The sequence below is a fragment of the Pseudonocardia parietis genome, from assembly GCF_017876315.1.
GTDB classification, from domain to species: Bacteria; Actinomycetota; Actinomycetes; order Mycobacteriales; family Pseudonocardiaceae; genus Pseudonocardia; species Pseudonocardia parietis.
Genome location: NZ_JAGINU010000001.1, coordinates 4,947,203 through 4,965,416, shown reverse-complemented (window position 1 = coordinate 4,965,416; position 18,214 = coordinate 4,947,203). Strand labels below are relative to the sequence as shown.

General features: G+C 72.8%; 18 protein-coding genes. 9 read left to right on the top strand and 9 right to left on the bottom strand.

From position 1 onward, the window contains the following. Positions 1 to 13: 13 nt before the first annotated feature. Entirely contained in the window at positions 14 to 787 is a 774-nt protein-coding gene (locus JOF36_RS23290) for an IclR family transcriptional regulator (protein ID WP_210030772.1), read from the bottom strand. Then, on the bottom strand, positions 784 to 2,169 hold the full coding sequence (gene xylB, locus JOF36_RS23285; RefSeq protein WP_210030770.1) for a xylulokinase: 1,386 nt from the start codon (positions 2,167 to 2,169) through the stop codon (positions 784 to 786). The genes JOF36_RS23290 and xylB overlap by 4 nt, the downstream gene beginning before the upstream one ends. Before the next feature lie 73 nt (positions 2,170 to 2,242). On the opposite strand from xylB, the gene JOF36_RS23280 reads away from it, so the two are divergent. Together JOF36_RS23280 and JOF36_RS23275 are read left to right on the top strand one after the other, a co-directional pair. After that, entirely contained in the window at positions 2,243 to 2,434 is a 192-nt protein-coding gene (locus tag JOF36_RS23280; RefSeq protein ID WP_210030769.1) for a hypothetical protein, read from the top strand. A gap of 10 nt (positions 2,435 to 2,444) precedes the next feature. Continuing rightward, the gene (locus JOF36_RS23275; RefSeq protein WP_210030767.1) at positions 2,445 to 3,194 is read left to right on the top strand and encodes an SDR family NAD(P)-dependent oxidoreductase; all 750 of its coding nucleotides are present in this window, start codon (positions 2,445 to 2,447) and stop codon (positions 3,192 to 3,194) included. Positions 3,195 to 3,210: 16 nt separating this feature from the next. Here the strand turns inward: JOF36_RS23275 and JOF36_RS23270 are convergent, their stop codons facing one another. Next, positions 3,211 to 4,644 carry a cytochrome P450 gene (locus JOF36_RS23270; protein WP_210030765.1) on the bottom strand — a complete coding sequence of 478 codons (1,434 nt, stop codon included), beginning with the start codon at positions 4,642 to 4,644 and terminating at the stop codon, positions 3,211 to 3,213. A gap of 102 nt (positions 4,645 to 4,746) precedes the next feature. On the opposite strand from JOF36_RS23270, the gene JOF36_RS23265 reads away from it, so the two are divergent. Next, a complete protein-coding gene (locus tag JOF36_RS23265) occupies positions 4,747 to 5,307 on the top strand; it encodes a TetR/AcrR family transcriptional regulator (RefSeq protein ID WP_210030763.1) in 561 nt (186 codons plus the stop codon). A 443-nt stretch (positions 5,308 to 5,750) separates the two neighbouring features. Here JOF36_RS23265 and JOF36_RS23260 read toward each other — a convergent pair whose 3' ends face one another. From JOF36_RS23260 to JOF36_RS23250, 3 genes are read right to left on the bottom strand one after another with little or no spacing between them, the layout of a single operon-like run. Continuing rightward, entirely contained in the window at positions 5,751 to 6,401 is a 651-nt protein-coding gene (locus tag JOF36_RS23260) for a LutC/YkgG family protein (RefSeq protein ID WP_210030761.1), read from the bottom strand. Beyond that, positions 6,398 to 8,005, bottom strand: a complete 1,608-nt coding sequence (locus JOF36_RS23255; protein ID WP_210030758.1) for a LutB/LldF family L-lactate oxidation iron-sulfur protein — start codon at positions 8,003 to 8,005, stop codon at positions 6,398 to 6,400. Before JOF36_RS23255 ends, JOF36_RS23260 begins: the two co-directional genes overlap by 4 nt. Next, a complete protein-coding gene (locus JOF36_RS23250; RefSeq protein ID WP_210030757.1) occupies positions 8,002 to 8,814 on the bottom strand; it encodes a (Fe-S)-binding protein in 813 nt (270 codons plus the stop codon). The genes JOF36_RS23255 and JOF36_RS23250 overlap by 4 nt, the downstream gene beginning before the upstream one ends. A gap of 118 nt (positions 8,815 to 8,932) precedes the next feature. Here JOF36_RS23250 and JOF36_RS23245 point away from each other — a divergent pair, with 118 nt between their 5' ends. Continuing rightward, complete coding sequence (locus JOF36_RS23245; RefSeq protein ID WP_307862550.1) at positions 8,933 to 9,640, top strand: FadR/GntR family transcriptional regulator; 708 nt, start codon at positions 8,933 to 8,935, stop codon at positions 9,638 to 9,640. A 140-nt stretch (positions 9,641 to 9,780) separates the two neighbouring features. On the opposite strand, the gene ctaD is transcribed toward JOF36_RS23245, so the two are convergent. Next, positions 9,781 to 11,457, bottom strand: coding sequence for an aa3-type cytochrome oxidase subunit I (ctaD, locus tag JOF36_RS23240; protein WP_210030755.1), 1,677 nt, complete (start codon positions 11,455 to 11,457; stop codon positions 9,781 to 9,783). Between the two features lie 275 nt (positions 11,458 to 11,732). On the opposite strand from ctaD, the gene JOF36_RS23235 reads away from it, so the two are divergent. Beyond that, complete coding sequence (locus JOF36_RS23235) at positions 11,733 to 12,236, top strand: SRPBCC family protein (RefSeq protein ID WP_210030754.1); 504 nt, start codon at positions 11,733 to 11,735, stop codon at positions 12,234 to 12,236. A 150-nt stretch (positions 12,237 to 12,386) separates the two neighbouring features. On the opposite strand, the gene JOF36_RS23230 is transcribed toward JOF36_RS23235, so the two are convergent. Next, positions 12,387 to 13,442, bottom strand: coding sequence for a phosphotransferase family protein (locus JOF36_RS23230; RefSeq protein WP_210030753.1), 1,056 nt, complete (start codon positions 13,440 to 13,442; stop codon positions 12,387 to 12,389). A 134-nt stretch (positions 13,443 to 13,576) separates the two neighbouring features. Between JOF36_RS23230 and JOF36_RS23225 the strand changes: the two genes are divergently transcribed. From JOF36_RS23225 to JOF36_RS23210, 4 genes are read left to right on the top strand one after another with little or no spacing between them, the layout of a single operon-like run. Beyond that, complete coding sequence (locus JOF36_RS23225; protein ID WP_210030752.1) at positions 13,577 to 14,620, top strand: LLM class flavin-dependent oxidoreductase; 1,044 nt, start codon at positions 13,577 to 13,579, stop codon at positions 14,618 to 14,620. Continuing rightward, positions 14,617 to 16,161: a long-chain-fatty-acid--CoA ligase gene (locus tag JOF36_RS23220; protein ID WP_210030751.1), complete on the top strand. Its 1,545-nt coding sequence runs from the start codon at positions 14,617 to 14,619 to the stop codon at positions 16,159 to 16,161. The genes JOF36_RS23225 and JOF36_RS23220 overlap by 4 nt, the downstream gene beginning before the upstream one ends. Before the next feature lie 5 nt (positions 16,162 to 16,166). Continuing rightward, entirely contained in the window at positions 16,167 to 16,976 is an 810-nt protein-coding gene (locus JOF36_RS23215; RefSeq protein WP_245350952.1) for an alpha/beta fold hydrolase, read from the top strand. Positions 16,977 to 16,978: 2 nt separating this feature from the next. Then, positions 16,979 to 17,722 carry an SDR family NAD(P)-dependent oxidoreductase gene (locus JOF36_RS23210; protein WP_307862549.1) on the top strand — a complete coding sequence of 248 codons (744 nt, stop codon included), beginning with the start codon at positions 16,979 to 16,981 and terminating at the stop codon, positions 17,720 to 17,722. Positions 17,723 to 17,806: 84 nt separating this feature from the next. Here the strand turns inward: JOF36_RS23210 and JOF36_RS23205 are convergent, their stop codons facing one another. After that, complete coding sequence (locus tag JOF36_RS23205) at positions 17,807 to 18,214, bottom strand: nuclear transport factor 2 family protein (RefSeq protein ID WP_210030749.1); 408 nt, start codon at positions 18,212 to 18,214, stop codon at positions 17,807 to 17,809.

Here is an 18,214-nt window from a genome sequence, read left to right as displayed (position 1 = left end):
ACGTCGTACGCGGTCAGCCCGGTGGGCGCCCGCCCAGTGTCCGGGTCAGCCGCTCGGCCGCGCTGACCAGCAGGTCCACGTGCTCCTCGCACAGGTCCCGGGTGAGCCGGATCGTCGGCCCGCTGATCGTCAGCGCCGCGGTCACCGCGCCCGAGTGGTCGAAGACCGGTGCGGACAGGCCGGACCCACCGTCGTCGCGCTCGGCCGCGGTGATCGCGAAACCGGTCCGGCGGGTCTCGGCGACCAGGGTCCGGAGCCGCTCCGGATCGGTGACCGTGTAGTCGGTGATCGTCTCCAGCGGCTCGGCCAGCAGCTCGTCGGTCAGGGCGGTGTCCCAGGCGAGCAGCACCCTGCCCGCCGAGCCGGTGTGCAGCGGGATGATCTTTCCGACGTGCATCTCCCGGCGCAGCGCGTGCCGGGTCTCGGCCACCGCGACGCAGACCCGGAAACGCTTCTCGGCGCGGAACAGCGCCGCCGTCTCACCGGTGGTGTCGCGCAGCTCGCGCAGCACCGGCCCGGCCAGCTCCAGCAGGTCGGCGCCCCGGGCGGCGGCGCCGGCCCAGTAGGCCATCCGCACCCCGATGCGCACCCGGTCGCCGACCCGGTCCAGCATCCCCTCGGCGACCATGTTGGACACCAGCCGCTGCACGGTGGAGGTCGGGAGCCCGGTCGCGTGCTGGATCTCGCCCAGGCTGAGCACCGGGCGCTGCAGGGTGAAGGCGTCCAGGATGTCGGTGATCTTGCCGAGGACCAGCAGCGGCCGGGGGCCGGTCTGCTCGGTGGTCACGCGCGCTCCAGGAACTTGTCGGCGGCCTCCCGGTACCGCTCCCAGGTGTGCGGTGCGGGGTCGGCCTCGTAGCGGTCCGGTTCCGTGGCCGGGGCCCAGGACGGGGGAGTGTCGCCGCCGAGCAGCGCCCACGCCGCCTGGCGGGCGGCGCCGTCGGCGACGTACTCACCGGGCTCGGGCACCCGCACCGGCACCTCGAACACCTGGGCGGCGATCCGGCAGACCGCCTCGGAGCGGGCGGCACCACCGACCAGCGTCACCCCGGAGACGGCGACGCCCTGCTCACGCAACGCCTCCAGACCGACCCGCTGGGCGTAGAGCATGCCCTCGACCGCGGCCCGGGCCATGTTCTCCCTGGTTCCGGACGCCAGCGTCCACCCGTGCAGCGACCCGGTCGCGTCGGGCAGGTTCGGCGTCCGCTCGCCCTCCAGGTACGGGACGACGACCAGCCCGCCCGCACCCGCCTCGGCCGCGAGCGCCAGCCGGCCCAGCTCCTCGTGGTCCACACCGAGCAGCCGGCGGGTCGCGTCGAGCACCCGGGAGGCGTTCAGCGTGGCGACCAGCGGCAGGTAGGCGCCGGTGGCGTCGGAGAATCCCGCGACGATCCCGGAGGCGTCCTGCGCGCGGCGCGGTGCCCGCGCGAACACCGTGCCGGAGGTGCCCAGCGAGACGACGACGTCGTCACCGGCGTCGACCCCCAGCCCGGCGGCGGCGTTGTCCCCGGCCCCGGCGCCGACGACGATCCCGCCCGGCCTCTCCACGGACTCGGCGGGCCCGAGCACCCTGGGCAGCGCCGCGGTCCGGCCGAAACCGTGTTCCAGCAGGTCGAGGCGGTAGTCGTCGCCGTCGAAGTAGCCGGTGCCCGACGCGTCGGACCGGTCGGTGACCAGCTCGTCCAACCCGGACGCCCCGCGCAGCTTCCAGGTCAGCCAGTCGTGCGGCAGGCAGACCGCGGCCGTGCGCCCGGCGTGCTCCGGCTCGTGCGAGGCGAGCCAGCGCAGCTTCGTGAGCGTGATCGAGGCGACCGGGACGACACCGGTCGCGCCCGCCCAGCCGTCGGCCCCCAGCTCGCGGACCAGCTCGGCGGCGGCCGGTGCGGAACGGGTGTCGTTCCACAGCAGCGCGTCGCGGACCACCGCGCCGGAGGAGTCCAGGCAGACCATCCCGTGCTGCTGACCCGCGACCGACACCGCGTCGACGCCGTCGAGCCCGCCGGCGTCGTCGAGGGCCTCCTGCAGTGCTGACCACCAGAGCTGCGGGTCGATCTCGGTGCCGTCGGGATGCGCCGCCCGCCCGGAGCGGACGAGCTCACCGGTGTCGGCATCGCGGACGACGACCTTGCAGGACTGGGTGGACGAGTCCACCCCGAGCACCAGCGCCATGGTCACAGCCTGCCATCGGCGGCCGTGGCGCGGCGGGGCGGCACGCGAGCGGCGTCGGTGCCAGGGTGGACGCATGAGCGACGAGCAATGGTTCTACTGCCTCAAGCACAACACGGTGGAGACGAAGGACGGCTGCCGTTCCGCGGACCGGCTCGGGCCCTACCCGGACCGGGAGACGGCCGCGCGTGCCCTCGAGATCGCGCGCGAGCGGACCGAGGCCGAGGACCGCAAGGACCGGCAGTGGAAGAGCGGGGACGCCGACTAACGTCAGCCGGATGGGACACGATCACAGGGTTGTCGTCGTCACCGGCGGGAGCCGGGGCATCGGCCGGGAGGCGTGCCGGGCGTTCGCGGAGCGGGGGGACACCGTCGTCGTCGCCAGCCGCAAGGCCGAGGCGTGCACGGCGCTGGCCGCGGAGCTGACCGCCGAGTTCGGCACGCGTGCGCTCGGCGCCGGCTGCCACGTCGGGCGCTGGGCCGACTGCGACGCGCTGGTCGACCGGGTGCTCGAGGAGTTCGGCCGGGTGGACGTGCTGGTCAACAACGCCGGCATGTCGCCGCTGTACGGCTCGCTCACCGAGGTCACCGAGGAGCTGTTCGACAAGGTCATCGCGGTGAACCTGCGCGGCGCCTACCGGCTCGGTGCCCGCTGCGGGGAGCTCATGGCCGCGGCCGGGGGTGGGGCGATCGTGAACGTCTCGTCGGTCGCCGCCGTCGTGCCGAACCCGGACGAGCTGCCCTACGCGATGGCGAAGGCCGGGCTGAACGCGCTCACCGTGGGGCTGGCCCGGGCGTACGCGCCGTCGGTGCGGGTCAACACGGTGATGCCCGGGCCGATCCGCACCGACATCGCCGACCACTGGACCGACGAGTTCCGCGCCCGCATCGACACCGACGTCCCGGCCGCCCGGGTCGGCGAGGCGGCCGAGGTCGTCGGCGCGATCCTCTACCTGACCGGCCCGGACGCCGGCTACACGAACGGTGCGACGATCAAGGTGGACGGGGGCATGGCCTGGTCCACCTGATCACCGGCCGGGCCGCTCAGCGCGGCGTGAGCCGCACCGGGATCCCGCCGACCGGGACCGGGAGCGAGGTGTTGTCCCAGCGCAGCCGGTAGGCGGGATCGACGGTCCAGGAGTACCGGCGCAGCATCTCGTGCAGGATCGCGGTGACCTCGAGGGTGCCGAAGTGCAGCCCGATGCACTTGTGCACGCCGCCGCCGAACGGGATCCACGCGTCCCGGTCGGAGCGGTCCTCGCGCCGGTCCGGGCCGAACCGTTCGGGATCGAAGCGCTCGGGGTCGCTCCAGCACGAGCGGTCGTAGTGGTTCACCGCCTGCGCGACGATGACGCGGGTCCGGGCGGGAACGTGGTGTCCGGCGACCGTCGTGTCCTTGATCGCCGTCCGCATCACGACCGGCACCGGTGCGTCCATCCGCAGCGCCTCCCGGACCACCAGGTCCAGTGAGGTCAGCGAGCGCAGGGCGGCGACGTCGGGAACGTCGTCGCCGAGCGCGTCGGACTCGGCGCGGCAGCGCTCCTGCCACTCCGGGTTGCGGGCCAGGTGGTAGGCGGCCGCCGCCACGGTGGTGGTCGTGGTGTCGTGCGCGGCCATCATCAGGAAGATCATGTGGTTGACGACGTCGTCGTCGGAGAACTGCTCGCCGTCCTCGGTGCGCGCATGGCACAGCGCGGAGAACAGGTCGGTCCCGTCCCCGGCCCGCTTGGCGGCCAGGTTGGAGCGGAACCAGTCCTCCAGCACGACCCGGCCGCGCAGACCGCGCCGCCACCGGGTGCCCGGGAGGTCCTTCCGGACGAAGGCGTTCGCCGCGCGCACGCAGTCCACGAAGGCCCGGTTCACCGCCTCGGCCTCGGGGCCGGACCGGGCGTCCATGAACACCGCCTGTGCGACGTCCAGGGTGAGCCGCTTGAGTGCCGGGTACAGCCGCAGCTCCGATCCCCAGGTGGGTATGACCTCGCGCACCACCGGCGTGGTGGCCGCGACGTAGCTGGAGATCCGGTCCGCGGTGAACGCCTCCTGCATGATCCGCCGGTGCGCGCGGTGCTCGTCGAAGTCGAGCAGCATCAGGCCGCGGTGGAAGAACGCGTCGACCGTCGCGCGCCAGCCCTCCTGGGAGAACGCCTTGTCCCGGTTGGTCAGCACCTCGCGGGAGGCGGCCGGGCCGGTCACGACGACCGCGCGCCCGAGCGGGGACCGCATCCACCACACCGGGCCGAGCGCCTCGCTGCGGGCGCGGGTGAACCGGTGCCCGAACCGGACGTAGGACAGTGCGTGACCGAGGAAGGGCAGACCGGCGTCGCCGGGGATCTCGCGCAGGTCCTGCGGCGCCGGGCCGAACGACGCGGGATGACGGCCGTTGACCGAGCCGGCCAGCAGCGCCCGGTCGACCTGCTCCGGGGCGGGCAGGGTCAGTACCGACGACCAGCGTTCACGGGCGTGCTGTACCAGGCTCACGGGGTGTGCCTCCTCGTCGTCGACCACGATGTCTCGACCGCCAAGCTAGACAACTCAGGCAAAACTGTCCAGATGCTTGACGAGCCGTGGCACGATGTCGCGGTGGAGCGACGCACGATGGCCCGGCGGGCGCGGGACGACCTGCGCACCGAGGTGCTCGACGTCGCCGAACGCCTCGCCGTCACCGGGGACCGGCTCTCGATGCCCGAGCTCGCCCGCCGGGTCGGGGTCAGCCGGCAGACCCTCTACAGCGAGTTCGGCGATCGGGACGGGCTGGCCGCCGCACTCGTGCTGCGGGCCACCGACGACTTCCTCGACCGGATCGTGACGGCCCTCGACGGGGAGGGTGACCTGCACGCCGCATGGGTCGCCGCGGCCGGTGCAGCACTCACCGAGGCCGCGGCGAACCCGCTGGTCAAAGCGCTGCTGACCGGGGCGCCGTCGGCGTTCGGGGACCGGTCCGGGCCGATCGTGGCGGCCGCCGCCGAGCGGGCCGCCGACTACCTGCGCCGGGTCCGGCCGGACCTGCCCGACGACGACGTGGAGCTCGCCGCCGGCACCGCCACCCGCCTGGTCGTCAGCCACGTCGTGCTGCCCGGCGGCCCCGCCGAGCGGGTCGCCGAGGAGATCGCCACGGTCGTGCTGCGGATCCTGCGGGTCTGACCCGCCGCCCCGTCATCGCGGGCCTGCCATCGCCGCGGCGCGTCGCCCGGCGCGGGGAGGCGTGTTGCGCGCCGGCCGGGGTGGCGCCGGCCCGGGTGATCACCCGTTGAGGAGTGTGGCGTACGCGTCGCGCACGCTGCGCTCCTCAACGGGTGATCATGGGTCGGGTCGGCTCGGCTCGGCTCGACTCGACTCGGCGAACAGGCGCACGGTGGGCACTCCGCGCCCGGGCTCAGCGGCTACCGAGCCCGTGTGATCGCGCGTTGTGGAGTGTGGCGTACGCGTCGCGCACGCTGCGCTCCCCAACGGGTGATCACCGGCTCGGGCGGCCCGGGCGGGCGCCACCTCAACGCCGGTCGGCGACCCCGGGGTCGGCGATCACCCAGCCCGATCACCCAGCCCGATCACCCAGCCCGATCACCCAGCCCGATCACCCAGTCCGATCAGGCCTCCACGATCAGCACGTGCAGGGTCCGTGGGCCGTGCACACCCTCCACCCGGTCCAGCTCGATGTCGCTGGTCGCGCTCGGGCCGCTGATCCAGGTGTGTGGGCGGGCCGGATCGAGCGCGGCGACCGCCTCGGCCACCCCGGGCACGACCTGGTCGGTCCGGATCACGCAGACGTGCAGATCGGGGACCAGTGTCGCCGCCCGGCGGCCCTGCCCCTCACCGTGGTCGAGGATGATCGTGCCGGTCTCCGCGATGCCGATCGCCGCCGTCGACAGCACGCCGTCGCAGCGGTCCAGCTCGGACACCGAGACGTCCGGCCCGTCGTGGACCACCTCGACGTCGCCGGGGACCAGCGCCTCCGGGAAGCCCGGCGGCACCAGGATCCGCAGCGGACCGAGCCCGGCCTGCGGGGCACGCCCGGCGAGCGCACCCGCGACCGCGTCGGCGGCGGTGAGGACGGTGGCCCGCTCGACGACGGCGCGGTAGTCCGCGACCCGCTCGTCGAACAGGTCCACGATCTCCTCCCGCGTGTGGTCGCGGTCCGGCGCCGGCCGGACGACCGGGACGTCCAGCACGGGCTCGACGTCCGGCACGTCGGTCAGTGCCCGGCGGGCCTTCGCGAGGATCGCCTCCCGAGCGCTCATGACTCGTCCCTCTCACCGTCGGTCTCGGCAGGCCGGCTCCGATCGCCCTCTGTGCCGATGGTCCCGCTCCGATCGCCGTCGCCCTCGACAGCCCGGTTCCGACCGCGGTCGCTCTCGCCGGCCCCGCTCCGACCGCCGTCCGTCCGCTCCCACCAGGACCGGAACGACTCCGCGGCCGGGACGGGGACGTCCCGGGAGTCGGACCAGGCGCTCGCCGGGCCGGGCATCGCGCCCAGCACGGTGCGCCCGCCGGGAGCGGGCCGGCCCAGCTTCGCGGCGAGCCTGCCGCCGAACCCGGCGGCCTTCTCGGCCACCCCGGTACGCGCGGCCGAGGACAGCGTCCACGACGCCGCCTTCATCGCCATGTCCTGCACCGACGGGAACCGCGACGCCTTCTGGTGTGCCTCGACGACCTCGCCGCGCAGGTGCACCAGTACCTCGGGGATGTCGATGCGCACCGGACAGACCTCGAAGCAGGCCCCGCACAGGCTGGAGGCGTACGGCAGCGAGTCGGTCTGCGGATCGGACCCGACGCCCCGCAGCTGCGGGGTGAGGATCGCGCCGATCGGGCCGGGGTAGACCGAGCCGTAGGCGTGCCCACCGGTGCGCTCGTAGACCGGGCACACGTTGAGGCAGGCCGAGCAGCGGATGCAGCGCAGCGCCTGGCGCCCGGTCGGGTCGGCGAGGACGTCGGTACGGCCGTTGTCCAGCAGCACCACGTGCACCTCCTGCGGCCCGTCGCCGGGGGTGACGCCGGTCCACGTCGAGGTGTAGGGGTTCATCCGCTCACCGGTCGACGAGCGCGGCAGCAGCTGCAGCATCACGTCGAGGTCCTGGAAGGTCGGCAGCACCTTCTCGATGCCGACGACCGAGACGAGCACCTCGGGCAGGGTCAGGCACATCCGGCCGTTGCCCTCGGATTCGACGACGGTCAGCGTGCCGGTCTCGGCGACCGCGAAGTTCGCCCCGGACACCGCGACCTTCGCCCGCAGGAACTTCTCCCGCAGGTGCTCCCGGGCCGCGGCGGCGAGCTGTGCGGGTTCGTCGGTCAGGTCGGCCGGTGCCGCGCGCCCGGCCCGGCCCATCTCCCGCAGGAAGATCTCCCGGATCTCGGCGCGGTTGCGGTGGATCGCCGGGACGAGGATGTGGCTGGGCAGGTCGTCGCCGAGCTGCACGATCAGCTCGGCCAGGTCGGTCTCCCAGGCGCTGATGCCGGCGGCCTCGAGCGCCTCGTTGAGCTCGATCTCCTGGGTGGTCATCGACTTGACCTTGACGACCTCGTCGGTGCCGTGCCGGCGGGCGATGTCGACGACGATCGCGTTGGCCTCGTCGGCGTCGCGGGCCCAGTGCACGGTGGCGCCGGCCGCGGTCAGCGAGCGTTCGAGCTGCTCGAGGTAGTCGGGCAGGTGCCGCAGCACCCGCTCCTTGACCGCCTCACCGGCCAGGCGCAGCTGCTCCCACTCGTCGACCTCGCCGACCACGCCGGCCCGCTTGGTCCGGATGGTGCCGGTCGCGTGGGCGAGGTTGCGGCGCAGCTGGGAGTCCTCCAGCGCGGCCCGGGCGGCGGTGGGGAACGCCGGGGTACCGAGGAAGGTGGCGCTCATCGGGCCACCTCCGGCGTCTGCGGGGTCGCGCTGCCGGCACTCGTCGGGTCGGCCGCCCGCTCCTCGCGGCCTTCGATCACCGGCTCGGTGGAGGCGAGGATCTCGGCCAGGTGCATCACCCGCATCCCGGAGCGCTGCCGCGACAGCAGCCCGCCGACGTGCATCAGGCAGGAGTTGTCGCCTGCGACGAGCACTTCGGCGCCGGTCCCGCGGACGTGGCGGGCCTTGTCGTTGCCCATCGCGATCGAGGTCTCGGCGTTCTTCACCGCGAACGTCCCGCCGAACCCGCAGCACTCGGCGGCGCCGGGCAGGTCGAGCAGGGTCAGCCCGCGTACCGCGCGCAGCAGCCGGTCCGGCCGGTCACCGACGCCCAGCATCCGCAGCGAGTGACACGTCGGGTGGTAGGTGACCCGGTGCGGGAAGTACGCGCCGACGTCGGTCACCCCGAGCACGTCGACCAGGTACTCGGTCAGCTCGTAGGCCGGCGGGGCGTTCTCCACGCCGCGCACCAGGCCGGGGTCGCCGGAACGTTCGGCGACCAGGCCGTGCTGGTGGCGCACCGACCCGGCGCAGGAGCCGGACGGCGTGATGATCGCGTCGTACCCGGCGAAGGCGTCGAGGTGGTTGCGGACCAGTGGGACCGCGTCGGCGAAGTAGCCGGTGTTGACCATCGGCTGCCCGCAGCAGGTCTGCGCGGTGGGGAACTCGACGTCGACACCGAGCCGCCGGAGCAGGGTGACGACGGCCTTGCCGGTGTCCGGGAACAGGGCGTCGTTGAGACAGGTGACCATCAGGCCGACGCGTGGCATGGAACCTCCGGTGACGTGGTGGGCGGAGGGGGTGTGGTCGGACCAAGGTAGCGCTATGGTCGGACCAGGACAACCTCGAAGCCGATGCTTCGGCGACCGCCGGCCTCAGGGGGACGACGTGACCGACACCCGCAGTGCGCGCCCGGCCACCTACGAGATGGTGCTGGAGTACGTCGAGCAGCGCCTGACGTCGGGGGAGTGGCGCCCGGGTGACCGGCTGCCCCCGGAGCGCGAGCTCGCGGCGCGGCTGGGCGCGAGCCGCCAGGCCGTGCGCGAGGCGCTGCGGGTGCTGCAGGCCCAGGGCGTGATCCGTTCGCAGGTCGGCACCGGCACGGACTCCGGCACCGTCGTCGTCCCGGCGCCGGCGCGGGCGCTCGGCCGGGTGCTGCGGCTGCACCTGGCCGTCGATTCGTTCCCGTTCGACGACGTCACCGAGGCCCGGGTGATGCTCGAGCGGTTCTCCGCGGGGCTGGCCGCCCGCCGGCACACCGCGGCCGGGCTGTTGCGGATCCGCGCGACGCTGGAGGAGATGGACGCCGACCTCGACCGGGCAGCGTTCGGTGAGGCGGACGCCGCCTTCCACGTCGCGATCGCCGAGGCCGCCGGGAACCGCCTGGTGGGGGAGCTGACGACGGCGATCCGCGAGTCCGTGCGCGGCACCCTGCTCGACGCGATGTACGGCGACGGCGACTGGCCGCCGCTGCGGGCGCGGCTGCGGGCCGAGCATCACGAGATCCACGCCGCGCTCGCCGACGGCGAGGGTGACCTCGCGGCCGACCGGATCGAGGCGCACATCCGGGCCTTCCACGGGCGGTTGGGCGGGTGAGTCGGTACCGCGGTTGGGCGGATGAGTCGATTCCGCGGTCGGGCGGGTGAGTCGGTGCCGCGGCTGGGTAGTCGGTGCGGCGGTCGGGTGGGTGAGTCGGTGCGGCGCTTGGGCGGCTGAGGGAGCCGGCCGGCCGGTGTCTAGACCGAGCGGGGGTCGTCGTCCGGTTGCGCCTCCTTGCCCACCTTCTGCGAGGCGACCTCGGCCGCCTGCGGCTTCTTGCTCCCGGCGTGGGCCTCGGCGCGGGCCCGCTCGGCCAGGTGCGGGTAGTGCAGGTCGAACGCCGGGCGTTCGGAGCGGATCCGGGGCAGCTCGGTGAAGTTGTGCCGGGGCGGCGGGCAGGAGGTCGCCCACTCCAGCGAGTTCCCGAAGCCCCACGGGTCGTCGACGGTGACCGCCCGGCCGAACCGGTAGCTGTGGAACACGTTGTAGAGGAAGGGCAGCATCGAGGCACCGAGCACGAACGCGCCGATCGAGGAGATCATGTTCAGCGCGGTGAACCCGTCGGTAGGCAGGTAGTCGGCGTAGCGACGCGGGTAGCCCTCGTTGCCCAGCCAGTGCTGCACCAGGAACGTCAGGTGGAAACCGACGAAGGTCAGCCAGAAGTGGATCTTGCCGAGGGTCTCGCCCAGGAACCGGCCGGTCATCTTCGGGAACCAGAAGTAGACCCCGCCGAAGGTCGCGAACACGATCGTGCCGAACAGGACGTAGTGGAAGTGCGCGACCACGAAGTAGGTGTCCGACACGTGGAACCCGACCGGCGGCATGGCGAGCAGCACGCCGGTCACTCCGCCGAACAGGAACGTGGCCAGGAACCCGAGCGCGAACAGCATCGGTGTCTCGAAGGTGAGCTTGCCGCGCCAGAGGGTGCCGATCCAGTTGACGAACTTGATCCCGGTCGGAATCGCGATCAGGAACGTCATCAGTGAGAAGAACGCGAGGAGTACCGCTCCGGTGGCGTACATGTGGTGCGCCCAGACCACGAGCGACAGCACGGTGACGGCGACGCTGGCGAAGATCAGGCTCTTGTAGCCGAACAGCGGTTTGCGGCTGAACACCGGGAAGATCTCGGTCACGATCCCCCAGAACGGCAGCGCCACGATGTAGACCTCGGGATGGCCGAAGAACCAGAACAGGTGCTGCCAGAGAATCACCCCGCCGTTGTCGGGGTCGTAGATCTGGGCGTCCAGGTGGCGCTGGGCCAGCAGGCCGAACAGGGCGGCGGTCAGGATCGGGAACGCGACCAGGATGAGGATCGAGGTGAAGAGGATGTTCCAGGTGAAGATCGGCATCCGGAACATCGTCATTCCGGGTGCCCGCAGGCAGATGATCGTCGTGAGCATGTTGACCGCCCCGAGGATCGTGCCCAGTCCGGAGACGATCAGCCCGGACGCCCAGAGGTCCCCGCCGACGCCCGGTGAGTAGGTCGCGCTCGACAGCGGGGTGTAGGCGAACCAGCCGAAGTCCGGTGCACCGCCCGGCGTCACGAAGGCGGACAGCACGATCAGCCCACCGAACAGGAACAACCAGTAGGAGAAGGCGTTGAGCCGCGGGAACGCGACGTCCGGGGCGCCGATCTGCAGCGGCAGGATGTAGTTCGCGAATCCGAACAGGATCGGTGTCGCGTAGAGCAGCAGCATGATCGTGCCGTGCTGGGTGAACAGCTGGTTGTACTGCTCGGTCGAGAGGAACTGCAGCTCCGGGCGGGCGAGCTCGGCCCGGATCAGCAACGCCATCGCCCCACCGGCCATGAAGAAGCCGAACGACGTGACCAGGTAGAGGATCGCGATGTCCTTCGGGTCTGTCGTCCCCAGCATCCTCAGGAACCGTGACCCCTTGCCCGCCCGCGGGCGTGCCGGGATCTCGATGGGAGTGGGGGTCGTCGTGGCCACGCTCGATCACCGTGCCCTGCGTCGTGGTCGTCCCGGCACCCGTTGCGCAGGGACCACGACGATGGTGCGCCGCCCCGAGCCGTGTGGCAAATCACAGTCGCCGCGACATCCTGGGCCGGCGATGAGTCGCGGTGCCGCTCCCGGTCGGTACTCCCGGGGGATGCGGAACGACCGCGACCCGACGAGCTGGAGGTTCGACGATGAGCGACGAGACCATGGCCGTGACCCGGACGATCGGTGCAGCACCGGAGAGTGTGTTCGCCGTGCTCACCGACCCGTCCCGGCACGCCGCGATCGACGGCACCGGATGGGTGCGCGAGTCGCTCGACGGGGAGCGGATCACGGACCGCGGGCAGGTGTTCCGGATCGCGATGTACCACGCCAACCACCCGGCCGGGCACTACGAGATGGCCAACCGGGTCGAGGTGCTCGACCCGCCCCGGGCGATCGCCTGGCAGCCGGGGCAGGACGACGGGACGGGCACGCTCGGCTTCGGCGGCTGGGTGTGGCGCTACGACCTCGCCCCGGCCACGGACGGGGCGACCGAGGTGACGCTGACCTTCGACTGGTCGGCGGTGCCGGCCCCGGTACGCGAGTACATCGAGTTCCCGCCGTTCCCGCGGGATCACCTGGTGAACTCGCTGGCCCACCTGGACGAGCTCGCGACCGAGGCCGCGAGCTCGGCGGACTCGGTGCCGTCGTAGCCGGCAGATCCGGTGCCGCCGTAGCCGGCGAGCCAGGTTCCGCCGTAGCCGGCGGGGAGAGATCATCCGATGCGTGCCGATCGGTGCCATCCGTGGCACCGATCCGCAGTCGAACGGCGATCACCCCCGTTCGGGCCCTGGGTCAGCGGGTCAGCGAGCCAGGGTGGCGGCGTACTCCAGGCGGGCTACGGCTGCGCGGTGCAGGCGCAGCCCCACCTCCGGGTCGGCCTCGCCGGCCAGGGACCGGGCGTAGGTCCCCTCGATCACGATGGCGAGCTTGAACCCGGCGAGCACGGTGTACCACTCGATCGCGGACAGGTCCCGGTCGCTGTGCGCGGCGTAGGCCTCGATCAGCTCCGCACGCCCCGGCAGCCCGCCCAGGTCCGCGAGCGGGCCGCCGGTGAGGGCGGCGGGGTCCGCGCCCTCGGGCCAGGTGACCAGCAGCCAGCCCAGGTCGAGCAGCGGGTCGCCGATCGTGCACATCTCCCAGTCGACGATGGCGGCGACCCGCGGCGTCACGGGATCGAGCAGCACGTTGTTGAGGTGGTAGTCCCCGTGCACCAGCCCGGGACACGACTGCTCGGGTTGGTGCTCGCGCAGCCAGTCGGCGAGTTCGGCGACGTGCGGCAGCCGGTTGCCGCGGTACTCGGCGACCTGGTCGTAGGACGCGAGGTGGTCCAGCCACCGGGGGACCTGACGCTCGAGGAAGCCCGCCGGGCGGCCGAGATCGCCGAGACCGATGGCCTCGTGGTCGACGGCGGCGAGCCGGGCGACCGCGGTCGCGGTGTCCAGCGCCGCGCGGTGGCGGGCATCCGCGTCGCTGCGGTACGGCTCGCCGAGCTCCTCGCCCGGGTTGTCGCCGTCGACGGCCTCCATCAGGTAGAAGACCACGCCCAGCACGTCGGTGTCGGTGCAGCCGGCGACGAAACCGGGGTGCGGCACATCCGTGCCGGCCAGCGCGGACAGCACCCGGATCTCGCGCAGCAGCGTCTTGTCGCTGCCGGGGCGCGGGTGCTCGGGCGGGCGGCGCAGTACGAGGTCGCGCCCGTCCCAGCGCAGACGGAGCACCACGTTCTGGGTGCCGCCGCCGATCCGGGTGATGTCGGAGACGGCGCCGAAGAGGCCCTCCCGGTTCCCCCACCGGGTCAGCGCCGCCAGGTCGACGACGTCGGTGGAGAGCCAGTCCGGCTGCGTCGAGATCACCACCCCGGGCACGCTACGGGCCGCGGCACCACCCGTCACCGGGTTGCATGGCGCACGAGGGCGGCGTTTGAAAGAGTCCACAACGACCGCCGAGCACCATGGGTGACAACGATCACGGCGACGGCCAGAGTGCCCGCATGACGAGCCAGAGCGAGACGCCTGCCCAGCCCGGTCCGGCCTTCGGCCTGTGGTACGACTTCCGCAATCCCGACCCGCAGCGGTCGTTCGGCTCGTTCTACTCCGAGGTCCTCGACCAGATCGGCTGGGCCGAGCAGAAGGGGCTCGACTCGGTCTGGCTGACCGAGCACCACTTCTGCGACGACGGCTACAGCCCGTCCCCGTTCGTGCTCGGATCCGCGATCGCGCAGCGGACCTCCCGGATGCGGATCGGCACCAACCTGATCGTCTCGCCGCTGCACGACCCGGTCCGCCTCGCCGAGGACTCCGCGACCCTGTCGCTGCTCTCCGGCGGCCGCTTCGACCTCGGCGTCGGCCAGGGCTACTGGGTGCGCGAGTTCGAGGCGTTCGGGAAGAAGATCACCCAGCGGCCGAGCCTGCTCGAGGAGGGCATCGAGGTCATCCGGCGCGCCTGGTCGGGATCCGCGGAGCCACACGAGGGCAAGCGGTACCGGCTGCCCGCGCTGCCGGTGACCCCGGTGCCCGAGTCGACACCGCAGCTGCTGGTCGGGGCGATGGCCGACCCCGCGATCGAGCGGGCCGCCCGCATCGGCGACGGCTTCCTCTCCACCCAGAACGCGCACCACCGCAGCTACCTCGACGCGCTCGAACGGCTCGGGCGCCCGGTCGCCGACGCCCGGATCTACGCCGGGCAGTGGGCGATCGTCGCCGAGGACCCGGAGAAGGTCTGGTCGCAGATCGGGCAGCACGCGCTCTACCAGCTCAACGAGTACATCTCCTGGGGCGCGTTCGGCCCGCCGGAGTCGACGCCGCGCTTCACCGACCCGGCACAGATCATCGAGGCCGGGGCCTACCAGCTGATGGACGCCGAGGCCGCGATCACCCACTACTCCGAGATGCTGCGCACGACGCCGCAGATCCGCGACGTGCACTTCTGGGCGATGCTTCCCGGTGAGCCGGTGGACAGCGGCTCGGAGCGGATCGCGTACCTCGCGGACAAGGTCGTCCCCGCGCTGCGGGAGCGGGTGCGGGCGGGATCGTGACCGAACTGCTCGTCACCGAGTTCGCCGACCGGGCGCGCCGCCACCACCCGCACCGCGAGATCGTCGGCTACGTCCGCGGCGAGGAGGTGATCCGCTACGACTACGCCCGGTACTGGGAGCGGGTCACCCGGATCGCCGGCGCGCTGCGGCGGCTCGGGGTGCGGCCGGGGGACCGGGTGGGGTCGCTGTGCTGGAACCACCACCGGCATCTCGAGCTCTATGCGGCGGTCCCGCTGGCCGGGGCGGTGCTGCACACGCTGAACCTGCGGCTGTCGGCGGAGGAGATCGCCTACATCGCCGGGCACGCCGACGACCGGCTGATCATCGCCGACGCGGACCTGATGCACCTGCTCGACGGGGTCGACCCGGAGCTGGGCGTGCTCGACTCCGGCGACGCCTACGAGGAGCTCGTCGCCCACGGCCCGCCGGTGACGGCCGCGCCGGAGCGTTCCGAGCACGATCTCGCCGTGCTCTGCTACACCTCCGGCACGACCGGCCGCCCGAAAGGTGTCGGCTACACCCACCGCGGTCTCTACCTGCACACCTTCGCCGCCTGCCTGGCCGACGGGCACGCGATCTCCGGCCGCGACACCGTCCTGCACGTCGTGCCGTTGTTCCACGCCAACGCGTGGGGTGTGCCGTTCGCGGCGACGATGGCCGGTGCGAAGCAGGTCCTGCCCGGTCCGCACCCGAGCGTGCCGGAGATCGCGCGGATCGTGGCGCGCGAGCGCGTGACCTACCTCGGCATGGTCCCGACCGTGGCGACCGACCTGCTCGAACACGTGCGACGTGACGGCACGGACCTCTCCTCGGTGCGCGCCCTCGTGCTGGGCGGGTCGACACCGTCGCTGGAGCTGATCCGGGGCTGGGAGGAGCTCGGCGTGCCCGTGTTCCAGGGCTGGGGGATGACCGAGATCTCGCCGATGGCGACCTTCACCCGCGACATCGAACCGCCCGCGGACGACGAGGACCACTACCGGCGCACCCGCGGCCAGGGGCGGCTGCTACCGGGACTGCAGTGGCGGATCGTCGACGACGACGGCGCCGACCTGCCCCACGACGGCGTCGCGTCCGGGGAGCTGCTGGTGCGCGGGCCCTGGGTGGCCACGTCGTACTACCTCGGTGAGGCCCCCGACCGGTTCGTCGACGGCTGGCTGCGCACCGGCGACGTCGCCACGATCGACCCGGGCGGCCGGCTGCGGATCGTCGACCGGGCCAAAGACCTGATCAAGAGCGGCGGTGAGTGGATCAGCTCGACGGCGTTGGAGGAGGCGCTGCTCGCCGACCCCGACGTCGCCGACGCGGCGGTCGTCGCGGTGCCGCACCGCCGGTGGCAGGAACGGCCGCTCGCGGTCGTCGTCCTGGAGCGGGGGTGCCGGGCGAGCGGGGAGCAGCTGCTGACCCGGCTCGGCGGCCGGGTGCCACGGTGGTGGCTGCCCGAGAACGTCGTCACGGTCGACGCCCTGCCCCGCACGAGCGTCGGAAAAACGGACAAACGGCGGCTGCGCACGCAGTACGCCGAGACGACCGGTAAGGAGTGATCGACATGGCGTTCCTCGAGGTGGAGAACGGCAAGCACGTCTACTACGAACACCACGCGGGAGCCGGACGACCGGTCGTGCTGGTGCACGGCTGGGCCGCGAACGCGCGCTGCTGGGACACGACGCTGACCGCGCTGCTCGCCGCCGGGTACTCGGTCACCACGATCGAGCACCGCGCGTGCGGACGCTCGGACAAGGACTTCGCCGACACCTCGATCGGGGCGATCGCCTCCGACGTGGTCGCCCTGGTCGAGCACCTCGGCCTGCGCGAGCCGGTGCTGAACGGGTGGTCGCTCGGCGGCGCCGTCGTCGTCGAGGCCGCCCGCCGGCTCGGCGCGAACCTCGGCGGACTGGTGCTCACCGGTGGCGCGACCCCGCGCTACACCTCCGCCGAGGGCTGGCCCTACGGCGGCACGCCCGCCGACGTCGAGGGCGTGCTCGCGGGCCTGGCCGCCGACCGGCCCGGCACGTTCCGCGCGGTCGCCGACTCGGTCTGCGTGAAGCCGGTCGGCGAGCCCGTGGTGCAGTCCATCTGGCAGGCGTTCCTGGAGGCCGGCCCGGGCGCCGACGCCACCCTGCGCGACCTCGCGCAGATCGACCAGCGCGACATCCTGCCGGCCATCGACCGGCCGGTGCTGCTGCTGTGCGGCCGGGAGGACGGTTTCGTCTCCTTCGACGCGGTGGCCGCATCGCGCACCCTGTTCCCGGACGCCCGGCTGGTCGAGTTCGGTGGCTGCGGCCACGCACCGTTCCTGGAGGACGGCGAGACCTACCGCACCGAGCTGCTGGGGTTCCTGGCCGGTTCGGGAACCTGACGGTGGGGCGGACCTGGGTGGTGACGGGCGGCTCGCGCGGGATCGGGCGGGCCGTCACCGACCGTGCCCTCGCCGAGGGCGACACCGTGCACGTGCTCGCCCGCTCGGTGGACCCGCAGAGCTGGCCCGCCGCCGTGCGGGACCGGGTGCTCCCGGTCCCGGCCGACATCGCCGACGCCGGTTCGGTGCAGCGTGCGCTCGCCGCTGTCGAGGAGGTCTCGGGGGCGGTCGACGTGCTGGTCCAGGCCGCCGGGGTGCACCGGGGCGGGCGGCTGGACAGGCTCACCGACGACGCCTGGGACGAGGTCCTCACGACCAACCTGACCGGCGCGTTCCGTGTCGCACGCGGGGCCCGCCGGTTGCTGTCGCCGGGCGCCGTCGTGATCAACATCGGGGCGGTCGTCGGGCTGCGCGGCTACCCGGGCGACGTCGCGTACGGCTCGGCGAAGGCCGGGCTGTCCGGCCTGACGCAGACCCTGGCGATGGAGCTGGCCCCGCACGGGGTGCGGGTGAACCTGGTCGTCCCGGGCTTCGTGGACACCACGATGACGGCCGGTATCTCGGAGAGCTCGAGAGAGACGGTCGTGGACGGGATCCCGCTGGGCCGCCCCGGCCGGCCGGAGGAGATCGCCGACGTGGTGTGGGCGGTGGCCGGGGCGAGCTACATGACCGGCTCGACGGTCGCCGTCGACGGCGGTCTGCTGGCCTCCTTCGGGGCTCCCCGGCCCCGGCGGCAGGCGGGCTGAGCTCCCCGGCGAGAGCGCCCCGGCGACACGCGACACGGAAACGCCCCCGCAACGGACCGTTGCGGGGGCGTTCTCGTGTGTGTGTCAGGGGGCGACGAACACCGCGGTGGTGTGCTCGGTGTCCAGGTACTCCTTGACCCCCGCGATCTTCCCGTCCCGCACGGTGAACAGGAAGTGGTAGATGTTGTTGTAGATGCGGCCGTTCTTGAGCTCGGTGTAGGACTCGGTCTCCACCGCCACCCGCTCGCCCTCGGCGGTGAACGCCAGCGGGGTCAGCCGGATCGCGCCGGAGGTCGTCGACTCCGCGATCCCGGACACCATGTCCTTGAACCCGGTCTTGTCCTTGGTGCCGGAGATCCCCGGGATGTTCCCGGCGACCCACCAGGTGGCGTCGTCGGTCATCCGGTCGAGGATGGCATCGACGTCACCGCCGGAGAACACCTCCATGAACTCGGTGACGGTCTGCTTGTTGCGGTCCTCGGGCGTGCTCAC